Raw genomic sequence first — 18,687 nt, forward strand, 5'->3', positions numbered from 1 at the left:
TTCCTCAGTACAAGCCAGGAACCAACCGCCAACTCCGAGCGCAATACGCCTCATATTCACTGCCAAACTGCGCCCGCAGCAGCGCCTCTTCGGAATGAATGCGGGCGATCAGCGGGATGACCGTCAGCGCCGCCAACAGCAAACCAACGCCGGAACGAAACGCCAGCGCCCAGCCCACGGCTATCACCAGCATGCCCAGATAGCTGGGGTTGCGTAGCGTCCGATAAATCCCGTCAGTCACCAAGCGGTGCCCCGGCTGGATCGCCACCAACCCGCTGAAACGGTTTCCCAGGACAAACACCGGCCACAGACGCAACACGCCGCCGACGATGAACACCAGTGCACCGAACCAGCGCACGCCTTCGCCACCGAAGGTCCAGACGCCGATGCGATCGGTGTAGGCCGGGAGAAAACCGCTCAGTATCCCGATCACTCCGAAAGCCGGGAGCACCCAGCGATTGGCCCGGTCTTCACGATCGCCAGAACTGAGATTGACCTCGGTGAACAGCGACGCGAGCGCCATGCCCAGCGTCGCCAAGGCAACGACCACCAAGGCGCCGTGAGAGAAAAACGCTGCAGATCCGCCGAACCCCCACACCGCGAGCCAAAGGTAGGCGAGGGTGCCGACGATGGCGAAAAATGCCAGTTTGGCCGAGATTTTCATACGCTCCGCTCCAGGAGAACCCATGCATATCATTGTAGGAGCTGGCTTGCCGGCGATGACGATTTCAACATCACCGCATGGCTGGGGCCTGATCGCCAGCAAGCTGGCTCCTACAGGATTCCGGCTCGGGCGCTGCGGCGGATGACTTGCGGCGGTTGGCCGAAGGCTCTGAGGAAGGCTTCGCGCATGCGGCGGGGATCGCAGAAGCCGGTCTCGGTCGCAATCTGTTCCAGGGTCAGGCGCCCGCGTTCCAGCATTTGCCGCGCGGCTTCCAGGCGCAGGTTTTCGATGGCCTTGGCCGGCGACTGGCCGGTTTCGGCGCGGAAGGCGCGGCTGAACTGGCGCGGGCTCAGGCGTGCGACGTCCGCCAGTTGTTCCACCGACAAGGTGTCGGCGAGGTGTTCCCGGGCATAGCCGAGCACGGTCTGGATGCGGTCGGATTTCGGCTCCAGCTCCAGCAGCGCCGAGTGCTGGGACTGGCCGCCCGCGCGCCGGTGGTACATCACCAGTTTCTGCGCCACGGAGCGCGCGAGTTCGGCGCCGTGGTCCTTCTCGACCATGGCCAGGGCGAGGTCGATGCCGGCGGTCATCCCGGCCGAGGTCCAGATCGAACCGTCGACCACGTAAATCCGGTCTTCCTCGACCTTGATCGAGGGAAACCGTGCTTGCAGCTCCCGCGTGTAAGCCCAGTGCGTGGTCGCCCGGCGGCCCTCGAGCAAGCCAGCCTGGGCCAGCACGAACGCGCCTGAACAAATCGACGCTGTACGCCGCGCGGTTTTCACGCTGGCGCGCACGTAATTCAATACACCTTCGGGCGCCTGCTCGAGTATGGAATCACCGCCGACCACGATCACCGTGTCGAACAGCTGCTCATCAAACGCCTGGGTGCCGATGCTCAAACCGCCAGAAGCACGCAACGAACGGCCGTCCTCGGACACCACGCTCACCTCGTAAAGCGCTTCGCCAGCGCTGACGTTGGCGTACTCGAACACCGGCATGGCGGCCAGTGCCATGGACTGGAAACCTTCAAACACCACGAACGCTACGGAAGTCATGAGCGAACTCTCAATGGGCATGTCCTGAAAACGTACTTTAAACGTCATTTGAGACAAGCGTCAGTCCCTTTATAAAGGTTCACACCCGGCGAATACCTCGCCTCACTTATGAAGGACACTGAACATGGCTCTCTCATCCAAAGGCACTGCACTGATCACGGGCGCTTCTTCCGGCATCGGCGCGGTCTACGCCGACCGTCTCGCCCGGCAAGGCTACGACCTGATTCTGGTCGCTCGCAGCCAGGCCAAACTGAATGCCCTGGCCAATCACCTGAGCAACGAAACCGGACGTGCGGTGGAAGTGGTCGCGGCCGATCTGAAAGACAAGGCCGATGTGCGCCGGGTGGAGGACATCCTGTGCACCGATGCCAGCATCACCTTGCTGGTCAACAACGCCGGGGTCGGCGGGGTCATGCCGCTGCTGGGCAGCCCGGTGGACGAGATGGAGGACATGATCACCCTGAACGTCACCGCGCTGATGCGCCTGGCCTACGCGGTCGTTCCCGGATTTGTCGCCCGAGGCACCGGCACGGTGATCAACATTGCCTCGATCGTGGCGATTGCCCCGGAAATCCTCAATGGCGTATATGGCGGCACCAAGGCCTTCGTGTTGAGCCTGAGCCAATCCATGCAACATGAACTGGCCGACAAAGGCCTTCGCATCCAGGCCGTGCTGCCCGGCGCCACTGCGACCGATTTCTGGAGCGAGGCGGGCAATCCGGTGGAAAACCTGCCGCAGGAAATCGTGATGACCGCCGAAGACATGGTCGATGCCGCGTTGGTCGGGTTGGCGAGCGGGGAGGTGGTGACGATTCCAGGGTTGCACGACGGCGCGCAGTTCGAGCGGTACGAAGCTCAGCGCAAGCTTTTGTCTGGCTTGTTCGGCAACTCCACAGCGGCACCGCGGTATCGCTGATAAGCAGGCGCGTCCTTAGAAGGGGTCGGCAAGCCGGCTCCCACGAGGGCTCGCAGGTAAACATTGGAGCTGAGGCGAAGCAGGGCCGGAAACGCTATCCAGGTGTTACAAGCCCCACCGCGACTGGTTCAGCTTCATTGCCCGGCAGCATTACCATCCTGGATGAGAATGGCTCTGGCCAGGTCTTCATCGCTGGCGTTGAGCCCGGGATTGTCCTGGCGGATCTGCTTCATGACCGACTCCAGATACACGCCACGAATGGCACCGCCACTGGCCACGAAGCTGGAGGCGTCATCCCGTGCGGGAATCATGAGTTTATGGTCTTTGAACGTCGAGTACAGCGAAGCAGAAACCCCGGCCGAGGTGGCAACATCGCCCGCATCCACTCTCGCGAAAGCCGAACCGAAAGGTAAACACAACACAAGGGAAGAGATAAGTATCAGACGGCGCATGACGGTGTCCTCCGAAAGCGTGAAGCGTAAAGGAAGTACCACACAGTTTAGGATACGTGGCGGCCGTCAGGAGTTCCTTGCTGCGCAAACAATCACTTCAACGCGTAAGGCAGGATCCGCCAGTTTCGCCTCACCGCAGGCCCGCGCCGGTGCACAACCTGTTGGCACCCAGCCATCCCACACCGCGTTCATCGCCTCGAAATCCTCCATGTCGGCCAGCCAGATAGTGGCTTGCAGCAGGTGGTTGCGGGTCGAACCTGCTTCCACCAGCAAGGCGTCCACCCGCGCCAGCGCGTCACGGGTCTGGTCGGTCACCGAGTGGTGAGGTTCGCCGACCTGACCGGCGAGGTACACCGTGTCGCCATGGATGACGATCTGGCTCATGCGTTGATTGGTATGTTTGCGCGCGATGGTTTGCATCAAGGGCTCTCCTGTGGAGTGACGTCGTTCAGAAGCGTTGCACGGAAAAACTGTCCAGCCATGACGGCGCCTTGCCGGCGATGCACTGGGCGACCAGTTGGCCAGTGGCACCGGCCAGCGTGAGGCCCAGGTGTTGATGGCCGAAGGCGTAGATCAGCCGAGGTTCGTTCGGCGATGGGCCAATGACCGGCAAAGAGTCGGGCAGGGACGGCCGGAAACCCAGCCATCGACGGGCGACCGGCGTCGTCAGACCCATGACCCGACGCACATGGCGTTCCAGATAATCAAAACGCTGGGGATTGGCCGGGTCGTTGATCGAGCCCAGTTCGACGGTGCCCGCGACCCTCAGCCGCCCGGCCATGGGGGTCATGTAGAACGCACTTTCCACCGGGCAGCAAGGCCGGTTCAGCAGCGTGTCCTCAAGGTCGAATTCGATGTGATAGCCGCGCTCGGTATCCAGTGGAATGCGATCCCCGACCTGCCGCGCCAGCGCCGCCGACCACGCACCGCCGCACACCACGGCCCGATCTGCGCGATAGACCTGGCCTTCGGCGCTCAACAGCTGCAGGCCATTGGGCTGACGTTGCACGGCGGTGATCGTCGCCTGGTGCAACGTGCCGTCGGCCACCAGCGGTGCGGCGAGCGCTTCGATAAAGGCCCGTGGGTCATCCATGTGGGACGACTCGGGAAACAGAATCCCCGCCACCGCCTGGCCCGCCAGCGCCGGTTCCAGTTGTTCGACATCCGCGGCGTTCAATACCTGCTGCGCGATGCCCAGGGAGCGGCGCAGCGCGATGGCAGCCTGGGCGCCGGCAAAGCCTTGCTCGGTGCCGTACGCATAGAGGCAGCCGTTGTGACGCACGTGCTGGTCGGCCTGCGGACAATCAGCCAGCAACGGCGCATACCCACTGTAGGTGTGCTGGAGAATGTTCATCAACGCCAAGGTGTTGGCTTCGCAGCGCGAGGCTCGACATTCATTGAGAAACCGCAGCAGCCAGGGCATCAGCCGCGGCAGGCGTGCCCAGTTGATGACAAAGGGCGATTCCTTCGAAAACAGCAGCGACGGAATCGCCTTCAGCAACGAGGGCTGGGCAATTGGCATAACGCCGTAGGGCGCCAGCGTGCCGGCATTGCCGTAGGACGCGCCCGCGGCAATCGCCTCGCGCTCCAGCAGCAACACCCGATAACCCTGGCGGCGGAGCCAGAGTGCGGTGGCAACGCCGACCACGCCGGCGCCGATAACGGCGATTTCGCAATGAACTGACTGTGTCATGTCCTCAGATCCGGTTGTGCATGTAGAGGTGACCCTGACGTGCCAATTGGCTGATGACGCTCAGGGCGTTGATCAGTTGTTCACGCGACAGCGCCGCCGAGATATTGATGCGCACCGCTTGCGGCGAGAGTTCCGGACGCAAGGTGAAGGCGCCACCGGCCAGCAACACCACGCCGCGATCCTGGCACAGGCGGGCGAAGCGCGAGCCGGTCCAGGGTTCCGGCAGGACCAGCCAGGCGTGGGTGCCGGTGGCGCTGTGCTGAAACTCCAGGCCGTCGAGGTGCGTGGCGAGCAGCGCCTGGCGGATGCGCAATTCTTCGCGCTGTTCCGACACCAGTTGCTCGGCATGACCGTCCTCGATCAGCCGGGTGGCGATCAACGCGGTCAGCGGCGAAGTGCTCCAGCAGTCGATGCGCTGCATGGCGGCAATGTCTTGCACCAGTGGCTGTGGCGCCATGACGAAGCCCATGCGCAACCCCGGAGCGATGCATTTGGACAGAGCCGAAATGTAGATCGTCCGTTCCGGCATCAATGTCGCGAAGGGCGCCGGCGATTGATCCAGCAAAGGTCGGTACACGTCGTCTTCGATAACCAGCAGGTTGGTTTCGCGAATCACGGCCGTCAGTGCTTCACGGCGCTCGGCGTCGAGGGTGATGGCGGTCGGGTTGTGGATCGACGGCACCAGAAACAGCAGCCGTGGCTGATGTTCGGTGCAGGCCTGGCGCAACGCTTGTGGCGACATCCCGCGGGCATCCGCGTCGACGCCGACCAGGATCAGTCCCAGGGAACGGCACAACGCGTTGATGCCCTGATAGGTGACGCTGTCGGCCAGCACGGTGTCGCCGCTGTTGGTCAGGCTGCGCAGGGTGCTGGCGATGCCATGCTGGGCGCCTTCGACGATCAGCATCTGCGAGGCCTGGGCCTGCACGCCGGTGTGGCGCAGCCATTGCGCGGCGGCTTCACGGGCCCAGAGCGGACCTTCGGACGGGTGATAGTCCTTCATGTCACCGAAGCGTGGATCACTGGAAAGTCGTGGCAGCAACTGCGCCAGCACCCGATTGAAACCGTCGGTGGCGGGGCGGTTGACGCTGAGGTCGACGGTGCCAGGGTCGTTACTTGGCGCCGATTGGAACTGAGCCGGCGGATGACGCGGCTGTGCGACTTGGGTGCCACGCCCGGGCCGGCTTTCCACCAGGCCTTTCTGCTGCAGCACGGCCATGGCTTTGGTCACCGTGGTGATGTTCACCCCCAGTGCGCTGGCGAACTCGCGATGGGGCGGCAGACGCTCGCCTGGTTTGAGTTTGCCCTTGCCGATCGCCTCGGCCAAGGAGTCTGCCAGTTGCGCATAAAGGGTTTCCGCTTTGTCCCGCTGCAAGGCCGCACTGGCCTTGAGCTCGTCCAGCAGTTGTTCGAATTGACTCATGGTGCTTTATCCCTGCTTGTCATGCTTGTAGCAAGACAATAAGCAAATTTGTATTGCTTTTTATCCGATACAACGCCCATTGACAAGCTAAAAAACCGTGATTAGTGTGTGAGTTGTAATGCTTGTCATGCAACACAATAAGAAAAAATGGCTGCCATGCTCAGCCCAACGGGTACGCACATGACTATCGACACCTTCTCGCCGGGCACGTCCTCGGCGCACCGGCACCACCGACGTTCCAGGCTGTCAGCGGGCGGCACAGGATATCCGCTGTGTTGTCTGGTTCGCAGAAAATCTTCGACGAAATTATCCGGTCGAGCGACCCCACCCTGTCACACGGAGGTCATCCAATGAGCACTCCCCACCCAACCGATACAAAACCTGGCCAGCAGCGTCTGAGCGGGGCCTTGCGCCAGCGTCATATCACCATGATTTCCCTCGGCGGGATCATCGGCGCCGGTCTGTTTGTCGGCAGTAGCGCCACGATCCAGGCGATTGGCCCGGCGGCTTTCCTGAGTTATCTCGCTGCCGGCATCGTGGTGATGCTGGTCATGCGCATGCTGGGTGAAATGGCGGTGGCATTGCCCGGCGTCGGCTCGTTTACCGAGTACGCCAGGATTGGCCTGGGTAATTGGGTCGGCTTTACCAGTGGCTGGTTGTACTGGTACTTCTGGGTGATCGTGGTGGCGGTAGAAGCGGTGGTCGGCGCCAACATCCTTGAGCAGTGGATACCGCTGCCCGCGTGGATGATCGGCCTGAGCCTGTTGGCGATCATGACCGCCATCAACTGCCTGTCTGTGAAGTCATATGGCGAATTCGAGTACTGGTTCGCGTCATTGAAGGTGTTCGCGATCATCGTCTTCATCTTCGTGGTCGGCGCCTACCTCTTCGGTTTTGCGCCGAGCACCAGCGCCTTGATGGGCAATCTGGTGAACGACCGCGGCTTCATGCCGTACGGCGTCAGTGCGATTCTGGCGGGAGTGCCGACGGTGATCTTCGCGGTAGGCGGGGCCGAGATCGCGACCATTGCGGCCGCCGAATCCGACGATCCTTCGAAGAATGTGGCGAACATGACCCGTTCGGTGATCTTCCGCGTGATCACCTTTTATGTCGGCTCGATCTTCCTGATTGTCTGCGTGGTGCCATGGGGACAAATCGTCGCCGGTCATTCGCCGTTCGTGGCGGCACTGGAGGTGATGCGCATTCCCGGCGCGGCGATGATCATGCAAGCGGTGGTGCTGGTGGCGGTGCTGTCAGCGTTGAATTCCGGCTTGTATGTGTCGTCGCGGATTCTGTTCGGCCTCAGCCAGCGCGGCGATGCACCGGCGCAGCTGTCGCAGCTGACCGGGCGCAAAGTGCCGCGGGCCGCCGTGCTGCTCAGCAGTGTGATCGGCTACCTCGCGATCATGGCGGCGATCATTTCTCCCGAGGGCGTGTTTCTGTTTCTGGTGAACGCTTCCGGCGCGGTGATGCTGTTCGTGTACCTCGCCGTGGCCGTGGCGCAGATCAAGGTTCGCCGTCAGGTCGAAGCCACGGAACCGGCCCGGCTGACCCTCAAAATGTGGCTGTTTCCGTGGCTGTCCTATGCTGTGGTAGCAGTGATTGCAGGTGTTTTGGTCGCCATGGCGCTCCAGGAATCCTTGCGTACGCAATTCCTGGCCAGCCTCGTCAGCCTCGGCGTGGTCTCAGCCGCCTATCTGATGCTCAAGCGTCGTCGCCAACCAACCCATAAACCCCACGTCAACGCCATCGACATCCTGGCGGGCTTGCCGACGCGGTCGTGAAAAAGGCAGGGAAATCGAGCCACGGACGGCGGTAAGGCGTGTACCGGTCAACACAATAACTTGCCCCATAGGTGATCTATGTCCGATTTCAAGTGTGATACCCAGGGTTTCTCCCGACGCGGCCTGCTCAAGGCGACTGGCTACGGTTCATTGGCGGCGCTGGTGGGCAGTGCGATGGGCCCGATGTCCTTCGCTTTCGCGGCGGGGCAACCGATCAAGACCGTGCGGCCCGGCTACCTGACCGCCGCGTGCCTGGGCGACATGCCCTTGGGCGCATTGCGCGAAGGCGTGCCCATTGGCACCGACCTCGAATTGCTGAACATCATTGCCAACCGCCTGGAACTCAAGCTCGATGTGCTGACCATGGGTTTCCCGGCGGTGGTCGAAGCGGTGAGGTCGGGGCGGGCCGACTGGTTCGGTGGCAACTTCGCCTGGAACCCGATGCGCTCGAAGATCCTCCTGCTCACCGACCCGGTGTTCTACACCGGGGCCTACGTGATCATGCGCGACAGTGAGCCGTTCGACAGCACCATCACGGTCAACGATGTGAAGGGCCGCACCATCGGTGCCATCACCGGCTATTTCACCATCCCCGACATGAAGAAAATCCAGGGCGTGAAGGAGGTCAAGCTCTACGACAACACCGATTCCTGCCTGCGCGATGTGCGCGCCGGGCGCCTGGATTTTGCTGTGCTGGATGCTCCGACCATCGACTACATGATCCTCCAGGACCCAAGTCTCAAGCTGAAACAGATCCCCATGGCCTACGATGAAAACTTCCCCAGCCTGACTGCCAAGTTCGAGGCGATCTGGGGCGTTCATCCGCAGCATCAGGATCTGTTCGACGGTATCAACCAGGGCCTGCGCTGGTTGAAAGCCACCGATCAGGTCAAGCCGGTCCTGGCCAAATACGGGATCAAGAACCCCGACTATCTGGTGCCACCGTCCAAGGATCCGCGCATCGGCGTGGATCGCGACGAAAAAGGCAACCTGATCGGGCCGTTCGAACATCCCGCCCGTGATTTCAGCCAGGCCTTTGCCTGAGTCGAGGAGCTAGCGTATGGCTGAGTCAACCGCACTGGTGCGAATCGAAGGGCTGTACAAGTCCTTCGGCAGCCTGGACGTTCTCAAGGGCATTGACCTCAATGTGCAGCAAGGTCAGAAGATCTCGCTCATCGGCCCCAGCGGCTCGGGCAAGACGACCTTGTTGCGCTGTGTCAATTACCTGGAAGAGCCGACCAAGGGCGACATCTACATCGACAACGAGCTGATCGGCCAGCGCCTGGCGGGCACACGGAAAGTGCCCATGAGCGACAAGGAGCTGGCGCGGATGCGCGCCGGCATCGGCATGGTGTTCCAGCGTTTCAACCTGTTTCCGCATCTCTCGGTGCTGGACAACATCATCCTCGGCCCGCTGAAGGTGCAGCAGCGCAACCGCGCCGAAGCGGTGGCGCTGGCCGAGGATTTGCTGAACAAGGTCGGCATGTTCGCCAAGCGTGACGCGTTCCCGGAACAGCTCTCCGGCGGGCAACAGCAACGCATCGCCATCGCTCGGGCACTGGCGATGAAACCCAAGCTGATGCTGTTCGACGAAGCCACCTCTGCCCTGGACCCGGAGCTGGTGGGCGAAGTGCTGGGCGTCATGCGCAAGCTCGCGGAAGAGGGCATGACGATGATTATCGTGACCCATGAAATGAGCTTCGCCGAAAGCGTTTCCGACCAGGTGATCTTCATGGCCGACGGCAACATCGTCGAGCAAGGCCCGCCGCGACAGATCTTCCGCGAGAGCCAGGTCGAACGCACCCGCAACTTCATCCGCGCCGTGCAGGAGCATTGATCGATGTTCGATTCGACCGCACTGCACAAAGCCCTCGAACTGCTGCCGTACTTTTTGAACGTGCTGGGCCTCGGCGCGCTGACCACCGTAGGCCTCACGGCCGCCGCGTTTGTCGTGGCGACGTTGCTGGGGTTTTGCTTGGCGCTGATGCGGCTCTCGCGTAGCCGCATCCTTAGCCTGATAGCCAGCGTGTACCTGGAGGTGTTTCGCAACATTCCCATCCTGACCCAGTTGTTCATTCTGTACTTCGGGCTGACCTATATCGGTATCACGCTGCCGGCGATCGGCGCGGCGATTATCGGCTTCGGCCTGAACGGAGCGGCGATTCTGTCGGAGGTGTTTCGTTCGAGCATCCGCACCATCGATCGCGGGCAGAGCGAGGCGGCGTTTTCCATTGGCATGACCCGCTCGCTGGCGATGCGCATCATCGTGCTGCCCCAGGCGTTCAAGGTCGCGATTCCGGGAATGGCCAACTTCGCCATCGGCCTGCTCAAGGACACGTCGCTCGCCTCGGCAGCGGCGGTGCCGGAGCTGACCTTCAAGGCGCGGATGCTGGTCAGCGAAACCTACCAGACCAACCTGATCTATTTCCTGCTGGCAATCATCTACCTGGCCCTGAGCCTGGTGCTTTCCCACTGGGCGGCGCGCACCGAGCGCCGGCTGAAAGTGGTCAAGGAGAACTGATATGGGTTATGGCGAGTTGTGGGAAGCAGCCCATGTGGAATTGCTGGCGGCGGCCTGGGCCACGCTGCAACTGGCGTTCGGGGCGTTGGTGATCGGCTTGATTGTCGGTCTGCTGGTGGCGCTGGCGCGGTTGTCCAAGAACCGGCCGTTGCGGCGTGCCGCGCTGATCTACATCGAGGTGTTTCGCGGCACGCCGGCGTTGGTGCAGTTGTTCATCGTCTACTTCAGCCTGACCGAAATCGGGGTGCAGTTCAGCTCGTTCCAAGCGGCAATGATTGGCCTGGGGCTGAATGCGGCGGCCTACCTGTCGGAGATTTACCGTGCGGGTCTGGAGGCGGTGCCCAAGGGCCAGGTGGAAGCGGCGAAAGCGATTGGCATGCCGCATCTGAAGGTGTTGCGCTGGGTCGTGTTACCCCAGGCCATTCGCATCGTGCTGGCGCCCATTGGCAATGTCGCGATCTCGCTGCTGAAAGACACCTCCGTGGCCTCCCTGATCGCCGCGCCGGATTTGATGCTGCGGGCCCAGGATTTGAGTTCCGTGTACTTCATGCCGTTGGAGATCTACATCCTCGTCGGCGCGATTTATTTTGCGCTGTGTTATCCGTTGTCATTGGGGGTGCGGTTGCTGGAGCGCAGGACCCGGCATTGATCCACAGAGGCCCGTGCTCATCGTCGCGGGTAACCCGCGTGTCCAACGGCTAAAGCCGATCACTGTAGGAGCGAGCACGCTCGCGATGGACGCTAACGATGGCGCGTGAAGCCTGACACGCCGCGGCGTCCTCAGGTTTTTCGCGAGCAAGCGCGCTCCTACAGGAACCCGTCTCCATACGTGATAATCCGGAACAAGTCATTTGCCCGGCCCGGGCTGTTTCCCTTCGCCGTGCCCTTGGCTGACAGTGGTAACGTAAGGCTTTCAAACCGTCGGGAGCATCGTCATGGAGTTGGGAATATCGGGTCGCTGGGCCATCGTCTGTGCCGCCAGCAAGGGCTTGGGACTGGCCTGCGCGCGGGCGTTGGCGAAGGAAGGCGTTAATCTGGTGATCAACGCCCGTGGCAACGCAACCTTACAGGCTGCCGCCACGCAATTGCGCAGCCTGGCGCCGACCATCGAAGTACGCACAGTGGCCGGCGACATCAGCGAGCCGGCGGTGCGTGCGCAGGTGCTGGCGGCCTGTCCGCAGGTCGACATCCTGATCAACAACGCGGGTGGCCCGCCGCCGGGCGACTTCCGTGACTGGCAACGGGAAGACTGGCTGAAGGCGCTGGACGCCAACATGCTCACCCCCATCGAGCTGATCAAGGCCTGTGTCGATGGCATGGCCGAGCGTGGTTTCGGCCGCGTGGTCAACATCACCTCCGGTGCGGTGAAGGCGCCCATCGATGTGCTCGGACTGTCCAACGGCGCCCGCAGCGGTCTCACCGGGTTTATCGCCGGTCTGGCCCGCCAGTCGCGTCTGGCCGGGAACAACGTCACGATCAATAATCTGTTGCCCGGCCCGTTCGATACCGAGCGCCTGCACAAAACCCTGAGCGCTGCCGCCAAGGCCAACGGCGCCAGCGTCGAACAGATCAGCGAGCAGCGGCGCAACAATGTCCCGGCTCAACGGTTCGGTCAGCCCGACGAATTTGGCGCCTATTGCGCCTTCATCTGCAGCGCCCACGCCGGTTTCCTCACCGGGCAGAATCTGCTGCTGGATGGCGGCAGCTACCCCGGCACGTTTTGATCCCGGCATTGAAAGGGCAGGCCTTCAGGTTTGCCCACGCGTCAATCGACCGATGATCAGCGTTTGCGGCGCTTTCGGGCACGAGGGCTATGCTTGGCAGTGTGCCCCATCGCCATGGGAGACCTCTGATGATCAACGTACGCACGGCCCGCCTGCTGGCCGATTACAAGCGCTGGGCCGACCAGCGTCTCTTTGACAGCCTGGCCGAGTTGCCGCCGGGCGAAGTCAATAAAGAGCGGGTCTCAGTGTTCAAGAACATCATCGGCACCCTCAACCACATCTACGTCGTGGATTGCATCTGGAAGGCCCACCTCGAAGGCCGTGGCCACGGCTTCAAAACCTCTCACGATCTGCTGCATCCCGACCTCGCCGAGCTGCGCCTGGCACAGAGAGGCATCGATCGCTGGTATTGCGACTGGAGCGAATGGCAGACCGACAGGTCGCTGGATAAACCCGTCGAATTCACATTTGTCTCGGGCGAGAGCGGCACCATGAGCGCCGGCGCGATGCTGATGCATGTCGTCAACCACGCCAGTTACCACCGCGGCTGGGTGATCCAGATGTATTTCGACATCCCGGCCATGCCGCCGATGACCGACCTGCCGATCTTCCTGCGCGAGACCGATCCGGCTTTCCACTCGATCAATCCACCGGCAGTGGCGCCGACATGTGTTGGCCAATTCAAGAGTGCAACCAACGTTCTGCCGGATCGTTATCGTTGACGCTGTTCCAGGTCAGCATGGCGATCTGACCGACATGGGCACCGGAGATGCCGAACGTCGCGGCAATCAGCGGCAGCATGGTCTGGTTGTAGTAAATGGTGGCGACGGAAAAGCCGTAACAAATGGCCAGTGTCAGCGCGACGCTGGCGGGCAACCCGGTTTTGCTGTCAGGCATCGAAACTGTTCCCTGAACATGACCCTGTAGGTGCGAGCAGGGGAGGTGTATCCGCACCGGGGTCCGTCAGCACTTTCCTGAACGTTTCCACCAGTGGCCGCAGATTGACCCGGTGCCACGCCGCCCACAAGGGTGTGGTGAAGGAAATCCACGGCACTTCCCGCAGGACCACGCCCGGCGGCGCGTTGCGGCTCAAGCCTTTCTGGATCATCGCGATCCCCAGGCCCGACGCCACCAGCCCCAGCGCGGTAAACGGCTCGGTGGCCTCCATGCGAATGTCCGGGGTGAAACCAGCGCGGATGCAGGCGCTGATGAAGTCGTCGCGGCTGGCGCAATTCTGCCGGTGCTGCACTCCAATCCATTCCTGATCGGCGAGATCGGCCGGCGCCAATGTTGCCTGGCGGGCGAGGACATGGTGCTCAGGTACGGCCAATAGCATCGGGTCATCAAGCACCTGGAAACCGAGCAGATCCGGATCGTCGGCGACAGGCGGCTCACCGACCAGGGCGATATCGAGACTACGCTGTCGGAGGCCCTCGAGTTGTTCGGCAGAACTCAGGTTGTACAACGCGACGTGCACGTTCGGCCGGTCGACCCGCAGCACCCGCAATGCGTTCGGCAGTACGCCGGCATGCATGGCGTTTTCGATGTAGCCGATGCACAGGCCGCCTTCTTCGCCGCGACCCAGGCGTTTGCCCAGGGACTCCAGGCGATTGGCGTGGGTCAGCAGGGCGCGGGTTTCGGCGAGGAAGGTCTGGCCGTCGCGGGTCAGGCGGATGCGTTGCTGGCTGCGCTCGAACAGCGTCAGGCCCAGGCGTTCTTCGAGCTGGGCGATCTGCCGGCTCAAGGGCGACTGGGAAATGTGCAGGCGCTCGGCGGCGCGACCGACGTGTTCTTCTTCGGCGACGGCCACGAAATAGCGCAGTTGGCGGATGTCGATCATGTCAGACCTGTAGGGACTCAAGTGGTGCACATTATGTCTTGGACGGTCCGATCCCGGCAATCTAGGATTTGCCCATCGGTCATCTGAACTGACCACTGACACCAAGAGGATTTATTCATGAGCCTGAAAGACAAACTGCCCGGCGCGTTGGGCTTCGGTACCGCTCCGTTAGGCAACATGTTTCGCGCCATCCCGGAAGAAGAGGCGATGGCCACCGTCCACGCCGCCTGGGAGGCCGGCGTGCGTTACTTCGATACCGCGCCGTTTTACGGTTCGGGTTTGTCGGAGATTCGCCTCGGTGCCGCGCTGGCCCACTACAACCGCGACGACTATGTGCTCAGCAGCAAGGTCGGCCGGGTCATTCTCGACGAAGTCGAAGACGCCGCGGCGCGTGACCTGGGCGAGAAAAGCGGGGTGTTCGAGCACGGTCGCCCGAACAGGATCGTCAACGACTACAGCGCCGACGCGACGATGCGCTCGATTGAAGACAGCCTCAAGCGCCTGCAGACCGATCGCCTGGACATCGTCTGGGTGCACGACATCGCTCAGGATTTTTATGGCGATCAATGGCTGGAATACTTCAACCAGGCCCGCACCGGCGCCTTCAAGGTACTGACCCGCTTGCGTGAAGAAGGCGTGATCAAGGGCTGGGGCCTGGGCGTGAACAAGGTTGAGCCATGCGAACTGACCCTCGACCTGACCGAGGCCCAGCCGGACGGTTTCCTGTTGGCCGGGCGCTACACGCTGCTCGATCACGACCGTGCTTTACAACGTCTGATGGACGCAGCGCTGGCGCAGAACGTCGAGATCGTGGTCGGTGGTCCGTACAGCTCGGGCATTCTCGCGGGCGGTACACACTTCGAATACCAGCAGGCCAGCCCGGCGATCGTCAGCAAAGTCGAGCAGATCAAACGCATTGCAGCGGCGCATGGGGTGAGTATCAAGTCGGCGGCGTTGCAATTCTCCCTGGCGAACCCGGCCGTCGCGGCGGTGATTCCCGGTTCCAGCCGTCCCGAGCGGATTGCTGAAGATGTCGCAGCTTTGTCCGCCGTCATTCCGGCGGCGTTCTGGCAGGCAATGCGCGAGGCGAAACTGGTGTCCGAGCGCGCTCCATTACCTATCGCAGGAGTTTGAGCATGAAAATCGATCTGACGGGAAAACTCGCCATTGTCAGCGGCAGCACTGCCGGCATCGGCTTGGGCATCAGCAAGGCGCTGGCCGAGTGCGGTGCCACGGTGGTGGTGATCGGTCGCGACACGGCCAAGGTCGAGCAGGCACTGGCGAGCATCCGCCAGCGTGTGCCGGGCGCGCAACTGCGGGGCGTGACCGCGGACCTGGGGACCGCCGAGGGCGCCGAGAAATTGTTCGCCGCCGAACCGCGGGCGGACATCCTGGTCAACAACCTCGGCATCTTCAAAGCCGTGGATTTTTTCGACACGCCGGACAGCGAGTGGACGCAGTTCTACGAGGTCAACGTGATTTCCGGCGTGCGTCTGTCACGGCATTACGTGCCGGACATGGTCAAGCAGGGCTGGGGCCGGGTGATTTTCCTGTCTTCGGAATCCGGGATCGCGATCCCGGCCGACATGCTTAACTATGGCGTGACCAAAAGCGCTTACCTCGCGGTGTCCCATGGCCTGGCCAAACGGCTGGCGGGCACGGGGGTAACGGTCAACGCGATCCTGCCGGGGCCGACCTTGACCGACGGTGTGGAACAGATGCTCAAGGACGCCATGGCGCAATCGGGGCGTAGCGTTAAAGAGGAGGCTGACGCGTTTGTGCGCGAGGCCCGGCCGACGTCGATCATCCAGCGTGTGGCGGATGTCGAGGAAGTCGCGAATCTGGTGGCTTACATTGCTTCACCGCTGTCATCGGCGACCACCGGCGCGGCGTTGCGTGTTGACGGTGGCGTCGTCGACAGCATGGCGATCTGAAAATCATTGATTGAACGAGAGGACTACATGGCAACTGCATCAGCATCTATCGACATCCCGGCTTCGGCCGAGCAGGTCTGGCAATTGATCGGTGGCTTCAACGCGCTGCCGGACTGGCTGCCGTTCATTCCGAAAAGTGAGCTGAGCGAAGGCGGGCGCGTGCGCAGCCTGCAAACGGCGGATGGCGCGGTGGTGGTTGAACGACTTGAGTCGTTTGATAACGCCGGCAAGACGTACAGCTATTCGATTGTGCAGGCGCCGTTTCCGGCGACGGATTATCAGGCGACGATTCGCGTTGAAGCCCAGGGCGAGGGCGCGCGGGTGACTTGGTCGGGGCGGTTTGCGCCGGTCGGAGTGACGGAGGAAGAAGTGGCGGCGCTGTTTGACGGGATCTACAAGGGCGGGCTTGAGGCGCTGCGGGCTAACTACCCGGCCTGATCAACCGCAAATCCCCTGTAGGAGCGAGCTCGCTCGCGAAGCGGTGCATCAGGCAATGACGATGCGATGACCCACCGCCTTCGCGAGCAAGCCCGCTCCCACAGGTTTTGTGTGGTTCAGGCGGGCGGTATCAGGCTCTGCCGACAATCCAGCATCAACCTGGCCCCGCCCAATTCACTGTCACCCACTTCCAGCGTAAACCCGTGCAGGCTGGCAATCGCTGCCACGATCGACAGCCCCAGCCCGAACCCGCTTTGCTGGCTGCCACCTTCAGCGCGGTAGAAGCGCTGGAACACCGCCTTGCGCTCGGCCAGTGCAATGCCAGGCCCGGAGTCGAGCACTTCGATCCGCGTACGACCGCCTTCGTTGATCCCCCGCAAAATCACCTCGCCACCCGGCGGTGTGAATTTGATCGAGTTGCTCAGCAGGTTCGCCAGCGCCTCGAACAACAACGCCCGGTCGCCACACAGTGGCGGCAGGTTTTCAGGCAGTTGCAGTTTAAACGTCAGTTCGCCTTCCTCCGCCAGTGGCAGATAAAAGTCGTGCAGTTCCTGCAGCAGTGGCATGGGATCGAGCTGCACGAAACCGGAACGGCGCTGCCGGTCTTCCAGCTCGGAAATCCGCAGCAACCCGCGAAACCGCGCCATCAACGTGTCCGCTTCCGCCAACACCGAATCCAGCTGCGCCGCTTCCGGTGAGCCTTCGCCGGCCTGTTGCTGCATGCGGTACAACTGCGCCCGCAAGCGGGTCAGTGGCGTGCGCAAGTCATGGGCAATGTTGTCGCACACGCCCTTGACCTCGTTCATCAGGCGCTCGATGCGTTCGAGCATGGCGTTGACGATGGTGGCGAGCATGTCCAGTTCGTCACGGCGATTGGACAGCGGCAGGCGTCGGGTCAGGTCGCCGGCGACGATGGCTTCGGCGCTCGCCTGAATCCCGCGGATGCGCCGCAGCGGCCGGCGGCGCAACAGGTGCCAACCGGCGATGCCCGGCAAGATGGTCAGGGTCACCCCCCAGAACAGCGCGTGCAGAATGATCCGGGTCACGGCGAACAGCGAACCGTTGTCGCGCACCAGGATCAGCCAGCGCCCGTCGCGGGTCTGGGTCGCCACCGCGTCGCAACTGTCGCTGGGCAGGGTCGGGTCGTCGGAGTCGGTGCAGTCGCTGAGCATATGGATCTTGCCGTCCAGCGGCAGGCCGTCGGGAATGTGCCGCAGAGCGCCGCTGAGGTAGCGATGGTTGGCGTCGAACAGGCCGTAGGCGTCGATGCCGCGAATGTCGAAGGTCATGCTGACCGCGAGGGCATCGACCAGTTGCTCACCGGAAAAACGCGAGAACAAATGCTGACGTTGCATCAGCGAATGTTTGGCGAGGTTGTCCAGGTAGGCGGAGACCTCGTAGTACATGACCCCCATCAGAATCCCGCTCCACAGCACGAACAGCGAACTGTAGAGCGCGAGCAAGCGGCTGCTGGAGGAGCGCCAGCCCTTAGACGGGTTCGGCAATGACATAACCCGAGCCTCGCACGGTCCGAATCAGTGGGACATTGCCAGGCGGGTCGATCTTCTTGCGCAGTCGGCCGATGTGCACGTCGATCAGGTTGGTGCCGGGATCGAAGTGATAACCCCAGACCTCCTCGAAAATCATCATCCGCGACAGAATCTGCCCGGTATTGCGCATCAGGAATTCCAGCAGTTTGTACTCGGTCGGCAGCAGCGTCAGCAACTGACCGTCGCGACTGGCTTCGTGGCTGATCAGGTTCAGTTCCAGGTCGGCTACTCGCAGCGTCGTGGCCTGGGTGGCCACGGTGTTCTGCCGCCGCAGCAGGACTTCCACCCGGGCGGCCATTTCATCGGTGGCAAACGGCTTGGTCAGGTAATCGTCGCCGCCGGCGCGCAAACCACGCACACGCTCATCGACATCGGAGAGGGCGCTGATCATCAGGATCGGCGTCGCGACGCCCATGGTTCGCAATGTGGTGACAATCGCCAGGCCATCGAGCTCGGGCAACATGCGGTCGAGGGTGATCAGGTCATAGTTGCCACTGACCGCACGCTCCAGGCCCTCGCGGCCGTTGTCGACCCAATCGACCTCAAGGCCGTGGCTGCTCAGTTCGGCGACGATTTCCCGGGCGGTCACGGCGTCGTCTTCGATGGTCAAGATGCGGGTCATGGGCTGGCCTGATAAGAGTTCACAACGATGTGCGGCATTTTGCCAACAAATGATCGGTGGCTTTCTAAATA

21 protein-coding genes are annotated in these 18,687 nt (G+C 62.2%); 11 read left to right on the forward strand and 10 right to left on the reverse strand.

Features of this window, described 5'->3' with window-relative positions; genetic code table 11:
- Nucleotides 1-4: 4 nt before the first annotated feature.
- Entirely contained in the window at nucleotides 5-664 is a 660-nt protein-coding gene (locus NTD84_RS14945) for a methyltransferase family protein (RefSeq protein ID WP_262166832.1), read from the reverse strand.
- Between the two features lie 110 nt (nucleotides 665-774).
- Nucleotides 775-1,719, reverse strand: a complete 945-nt coding sequence (locus NTD84_RS14950; protein ID WP_262166834.1) for a GlxA family transcriptional regulator — start codon at nucleotides 1,717-1,719, stop codon at nucleotides 775-777.
- A gap of 124 nt (nucleotides 1,720-1,843) precedes the next feature.
- On the opposite strand from NTD84_RS14950, the gene NTD84_RS14955 reads away from it, so the two are divergent.
- On the forward strand, nucleotides 1,844-2,635 hold the full coding sequence (locus tag NTD84_RS14955) for an SDR family NAD(P)-dependent oxidoreductase (RefSeq protein WP_262166836.1): 792 nt from the start codon (nucleotides 1,844-1,846) through the stop codon (nucleotides 2,633-2,635).
- Nucleotides 2,636-2,769: 134 nt separating this feature from the next.
- On the opposite strand, the gene NTD84_RS14960 is transcribed toward NTD84_RS14955, so the two are convergent.
- From NTD84_RS14960 to NTD84_RS14975, 4 genes are all read right to left on the reverse strand, one after another.
- Nucleotides 2,770-3,087 (reverse strand): DUF2388 domain-containing protein, encoded by a 318-nt coding sequence (locus NTD84_RS14960; protein WP_262166839.1) that lies wholly within the window; start codon nucleotides 3,085-3,087, stop codon nucleotides 2,770-2,772.
- A 66-nt stretch (nucleotides 3,088-3,153) separates the two neighbouring features.
- Nucleotides 3,154-3,507, reverse strand: coding sequence for a RidA family protein (locus NTD84_RS14965; RefSeq protein WP_262166842.1), 354 nt, complete (start codon nucleotides 3,505-3,507; stop codon nucleotides 3,154-3,156).
- Between the two features lie 28 nt (nucleotides 3,508-3,535).
- Nucleotides 3,536-4,780: an NAD(P)/FAD-dependent oxidoreductase gene (locus NTD84_RS14970; protein WP_262166844.1), complete on the reverse strand. Its 1,245-nt coding sequence runs from the start codon at nucleotides 4,778-4,780 to the stop codon at nucleotides 3,536-3,538.
- Nucleotides 4,781-4,784: 4 nt separating this feature from the next.
- Nucleotides 4,785-6,203: a PLP-dependent aminotransferase family protein gene (locus NTD84_RS14975; RefSeq protein ID WP_262166847.1), complete on the reverse strand. Its 1,419-nt coding sequence runs from the start codon at nucleotides 6,201-6,203 to the stop codon at nucleotides 4,785-4,787.
- Nucleotides 6,204-6,553: 350 nt separating this feature from the next.
- Between NTD84_RS14975 and NTD84_RS14980 the strand changes: the two genes are divergently transcribed.
- From NTD84_RS14980 to NTD84_RS15010, 7 genes are all read left to right on the forward strand, one after another.
- Nucleotides 6,554-7,987 (forward strand): amino acid permease, encoded by a 1,434-nt coding sequence (locus NTD84_RS14980; RefSeq protein ID WP_262166848.1) that lies wholly within the window; start codon nucleotides 6,554-6,556, stop codon nucleotides 7,985-7,987.
- Nucleotides 7,988-8,065: 78 nt separating this feature from the next.
- Nucleotides 8,066-9,031 carry a transporter substrate-binding domain-containing protein gene (locus tag NTD84_RS14985; protein WP_262166851.1) on the forward strand — a complete coding sequence of 322 codons (966 nt, stop codon included), beginning with the start codon at nucleotides 8,066-8,068 and terminating at the stop codon, nucleotides 9,029-9,031.
- A 16-nt stretch (nucleotides 9,032-9,047) separates the two neighbouring features.
- A complete protein-coding gene (locus NTD84_RS14990; RefSeq protein WP_262166853.1) occupies nucleotides 9,048-9,824 on the forward strand; it encodes an amino acid ABC transporter ATP-binding protein in 777 nt (258 codons plus the stop codon).
- A gap of 3 nt (nucleotides 9,825-9,827) precedes the next feature.
- Nucleotides 9,828-10,508 (forward strand): amino acid ABC transporter permease, encoded by a 681-nt coding sequence (locus NTD84_RS14995; RefSeq protein WP_262166855.1) that lies wholly within the window; start codon nucleotides 9,828-9,830, stop codon nucleotides 10,506-10,508.
- Between the two features lies 1 nt (nucleotide 10,509).
- Nucleotides 10,510-11,157, forward strand: a complete 648-nt coding sequence (locus NTD84_RS15000; protein ID WP_262166857.1) for an amino acid ABC transporter permease — start codon at nucleotides 10,510-10,512, stop codon at nucleotides 11,155-11,157.
- A gap of 286 nt (nucleotides 11,158-11,443) precedes the next feature.
- Nucleotides 11,444-12,232 carry an SDR family oxidoreductase gene (locus tag NTD84_RS15005; RefSeq protein WP_262166859.1) on the forward strand — a complete coding sequence of 263 codons (789 nt, stop codon included), beginning with the start codon at nucleotides 11,444-11,446 and terminating at the stop codon, nucleotides 12,230-12,232.
- A 128-nt stretch (nucleotides 12,233-12,360) separates the two neighbouring features.
- Nucleotides 12,361-12,954, forward strand: a complete 594-nt coding sequence (locus NTD84_RS15010) for a DinB family protein (protein WP_262166862.1) — start codon at nucleotides 12,361-12,363, stop codon at nucleotides 12,952-12,954.
- On the opposite strand, the gene NTD84_RS15015 is transcribed toward NTD84_RS15010, so the two are convergent.
- Nucleotides 12,914-13,129, reverse strand: a complete 216-nt coding sequence (locus NTD84_RS15015; protein WP_262166864.1) for a hypothetical protein — start codon at nucleotides 13,127-13,129, stop codon at nucleotides 12,914-12,916. The genes NTD84_RS15010 and NTD84_RS15015 overlap by 41 nt on opposite strands.
- The gene (locus NTD84_RS15020; protein WP_262166865.1) at nucleotides 13,122-14,072 is read right to left on the reverse strand and encodes a LysR substrate-binding domain-containing protein; all 951 of its coding nucleotides are present in this window, start codon (nucleotides 14,070-14,072) and stop codon (nucleotides 13,122-13,124) included. The genes NTD84_RS15015 and NTD84_RS15020 overlap by 8 nt, the downstream gene beginning before the upstream one ends.
- A gap of 117 nt (nucleotides 14,073-14,189) precedes the next feature.
- On the opposite strand from NTD84_RS15020, the gene NTD84_RS15025 reads away from it, so the two are divergent.
- Genes NTD84_RS15025 through NTD84_RS15035 form a run of 3 tightly spaced genes read left to right on the forward strand, consistent with a single transcriptional unit; the run spans nucleotide 14,190 to nucleotide 16,444 of the window.
- On the forward strand, nucleotides 14,190-15,206 hold the full coding sequence (locus NTD84_RS15025) for an aldo/keto reductase (protein ID WP_262166867.1): 1,017 nt from the start codon (nucleotides 14,190-14,192) through the stop codon (nucleotides 15,204-15,206).
- Between the two features lie 2 nt (nucleotides 15,207-15,208).
- Nucleotides 15,209-16,006: an SDR family NAD(P)-dependent oxidoreductase gene (locus NTD84_RS15030; protein ID WP_262166869.1), complete on the forward strand. Its 798-nt coding sequence runs from the start codon at nucleotides 15,209-15,211 to the stop codon at nucleotides 16,004-16,006.
- Between the two features lie 27 nt (nucleotides 16,007-16,033).
- Nucleotides 16,034-16,444 (forward strand): SRPBCC family protein, encoded by a 411-nt coding sequence (locus NTD84_RS15035; RefSeq protein ID WP_262166871.1) that lies wholly within the window; start codon nucleotides 16,034-16,036, stop codon nucleotides 16,442-16,444.
- Nucleotides 16,445-16,560: 116 nt separating this feature from the next.
- Here NTD84_RS15035 and NTD84_RS15040 read toward each other — a convergent pair whose 3' ends face one another.
- Together NTD84_RS15040 and NTD84_RS15045 are read right to left on the reverse strand one after the other, a co-directional pair.
- Nucleotides 16,561-17,955 (reverse strand): sensor histidine kinase, encoded by a 1,395-nt coding sequence (locus NTD84_RS15040; protein WP_262166873.1) that lies wholly within the window; start codon nucleotides 17,953-17,955, stop codon nucleotides 16,561-16,563.
- Nucleotides 17,933-18,616 carry a response regulator transcription factor gene (locus tag NTD84_RS15045; protein ID WP_262166874.1) on the reverse strand — a complete coding sequence of 228 codons (684 nt, stop codon included), beginning with the start codon at nucleotides 18,614-18,616 and terminating at the stop codon, nucleotides 17,933-17,935. The genes NTD84_RS15040 and NTD84_RS15045 overlap by 23 nt, the downstream gene beginning before the upstream one ends.
- Between the last annotated feature and the right edge of the window lie 71 nt (nucleotides 18,617-18,687).

It is taken from the genome of Pseudomonas sp. 14P_8.1_Bac3, assembly GCF_025466085.1.
Taxonomy (GTDB): Bacteria; Pseudomonadota; Gammaproteobacteria; order Pseudomonadales; family Pseudomonadaceae; genus Aquipseudomonas.

What these genes read in the sequence shown, in the direction of transcription:
- NTD84_RS14945 (WP_262166832.1), bottom strand. Translation starts at nt 664, where the DNA reads ATGAAAATCTCGGCCAAACTGGCATTTTTCGCCATCGTCGGCACCCTC.
- NTD84_RS14950 (WP_262166834.1), bottom strand. Translation starts at nt 1,719, where the DNA reads ATGACTTCCGTAGCGTTCGTGGTGTTTGAAGGTTTCCAGTCCATGGCA.
- NTD84_RS14955 (WP_262166836.1), top strand. Translation starts at nt 1,844, where the DNA reads ATGGCTCTCTCATCCAAAGGCACTGCACTGATCACGGGCGCTTCTTCC.
- NTD84_RS14960 (WP_262166839.1), bottom strand. Translation starts at nt 3,087, where the DNA reads ATGCGCCGTCTGATACTTATCTCTTCCCTTGTGTTGTGTTTACCTTTC.
- NTD84_RS14965 (WP_262166842.1), bottom strand. Translation starts at nt 3,507, where the DNA reads ATGCAAACCATCGCGCGCAAACATACCAATCAACGCATGAGCCAGATC.
- NTD84_RS14970 (WP_262166844.1), bottom strand. Translation starts at nt 4,780, where the DNA reads ATGACACAGTCAGTTCATTGCGAAATCGCCGTTATCGGCGCCGGCGTG.
- NTD84_RS14975 (WP_262166847.1), bottom strand. Translation starts at nt 6,203, where the DNA reads ATGAGTCAATTCGAACAACTGCTGGACGAGCTCAAGGCCAGTGCGGCC.
- NTD84_RS14980 (WP_262166848.1), top strand. Translation starts at nt 6,554, where the DNA reads ATGAGCACTCCCCACCCAACCGATACAAAACCTGGCCAGCAGCGTCTG.
- NTD84_RS14985 (WP_262166851.1), top strand. Translation starts at nt 8,066, where the DNA reads ATGTCCGATTTCAAGTGTGATACCCAGGGTTTCTCCCGACGCGGCCTG.
- NTD84_RS14990 (WP_262166853.1), top strand. Translation starts at nt 9,048, where the DNA reads ATGGCTGAGTCAACCGCACTGGTGCGAATCGAAGGGCTGTACAAGTCC.
- NTD84_RS14995 (WP_262166855.1), top strand. Translation starts at nt 9,828, where the DNA reads ATGTTCGATTCGACCGCACTGCACAAAGCCCTCGAACTGCTGCCGTAC.
- NTD84_RS15000 (WP_262166857.1), top strand. Translation starts at nt 10,510, where the DNA reads ATGGGTTATGGCGAGTTGTGGGAAGCAGCCCATGTGGAATTGCTGGCG.
- NTD84_RS15005 (WP_262166859.1), top strand. Translation starts at nt 11,444, where the DNA reads ATGGAGTTGGGAATATCGGGTCGCTGGGCCATCGTCTGTGCCGCCAGC.
- NTD84_RS15010 (WP_262166862.1), top strand. Translation starts at nt 12,361, where the DNA reads ATGATCAACGTACGCACGGCCCGCCTGCTGGCCGATTACAAGCGCTGG.
- NTD84_RS15015 (WP_262166864.1), bottom strand. Translation starts at nt 13,129, where the DNA reads ATGCCTGACAGCAAAACCGGGTTGCCCGCCAGCGTCGCGCTGACACTG.
- NTD84_RS15020 (WP_262166865.1), bottom strand. Translation starts at nt 14,072, where the DNA reads ATGATCGACATCCGCCAACTGCGCTATTTCGTGGCCGTCGCCGAAGAA.
- NTD84_RS15025 (WP_262166867.1), top strand. Translation starts at nt 14,190, where the DNA reads ATGAGCCTGAAAGACAAACTGCCCGGCGCGTTGGGCTTCGGTACCGCT.
- NTD84_RS15030 (WP_262166869.1), top strand. Translation starts at nt 15,209, where the DNA reads ATGAAAATCGATCTGACGGGAAAACTCGCCATTGTCAGCGGCAGCACT.
- NTD84_RS15035 (WP_262166871.1), top strand. Translation starts at nt 16,034, where the DNA reads ATGGCAACTGCATCAGCATCTATCGACATCCCGGCTTCGGCCGAGCAG.
- NTD84_RS15040 (WP_262166873.1), bottom strand. Translation starts at nt 17,955, where the DNA reads ATGTCATTGCCGAACCCGTCTAAGGGCTGGCGCTCCTCCAGCAGCCGC.
- NTD84_RS15045 (WP_262166874.1), bottom strand. Translation starts at nt 18,616, where the DNA reads ATGACCCGCATCTTGACCATCGAAGACGACGCCGTGACCGCCCGGGAA.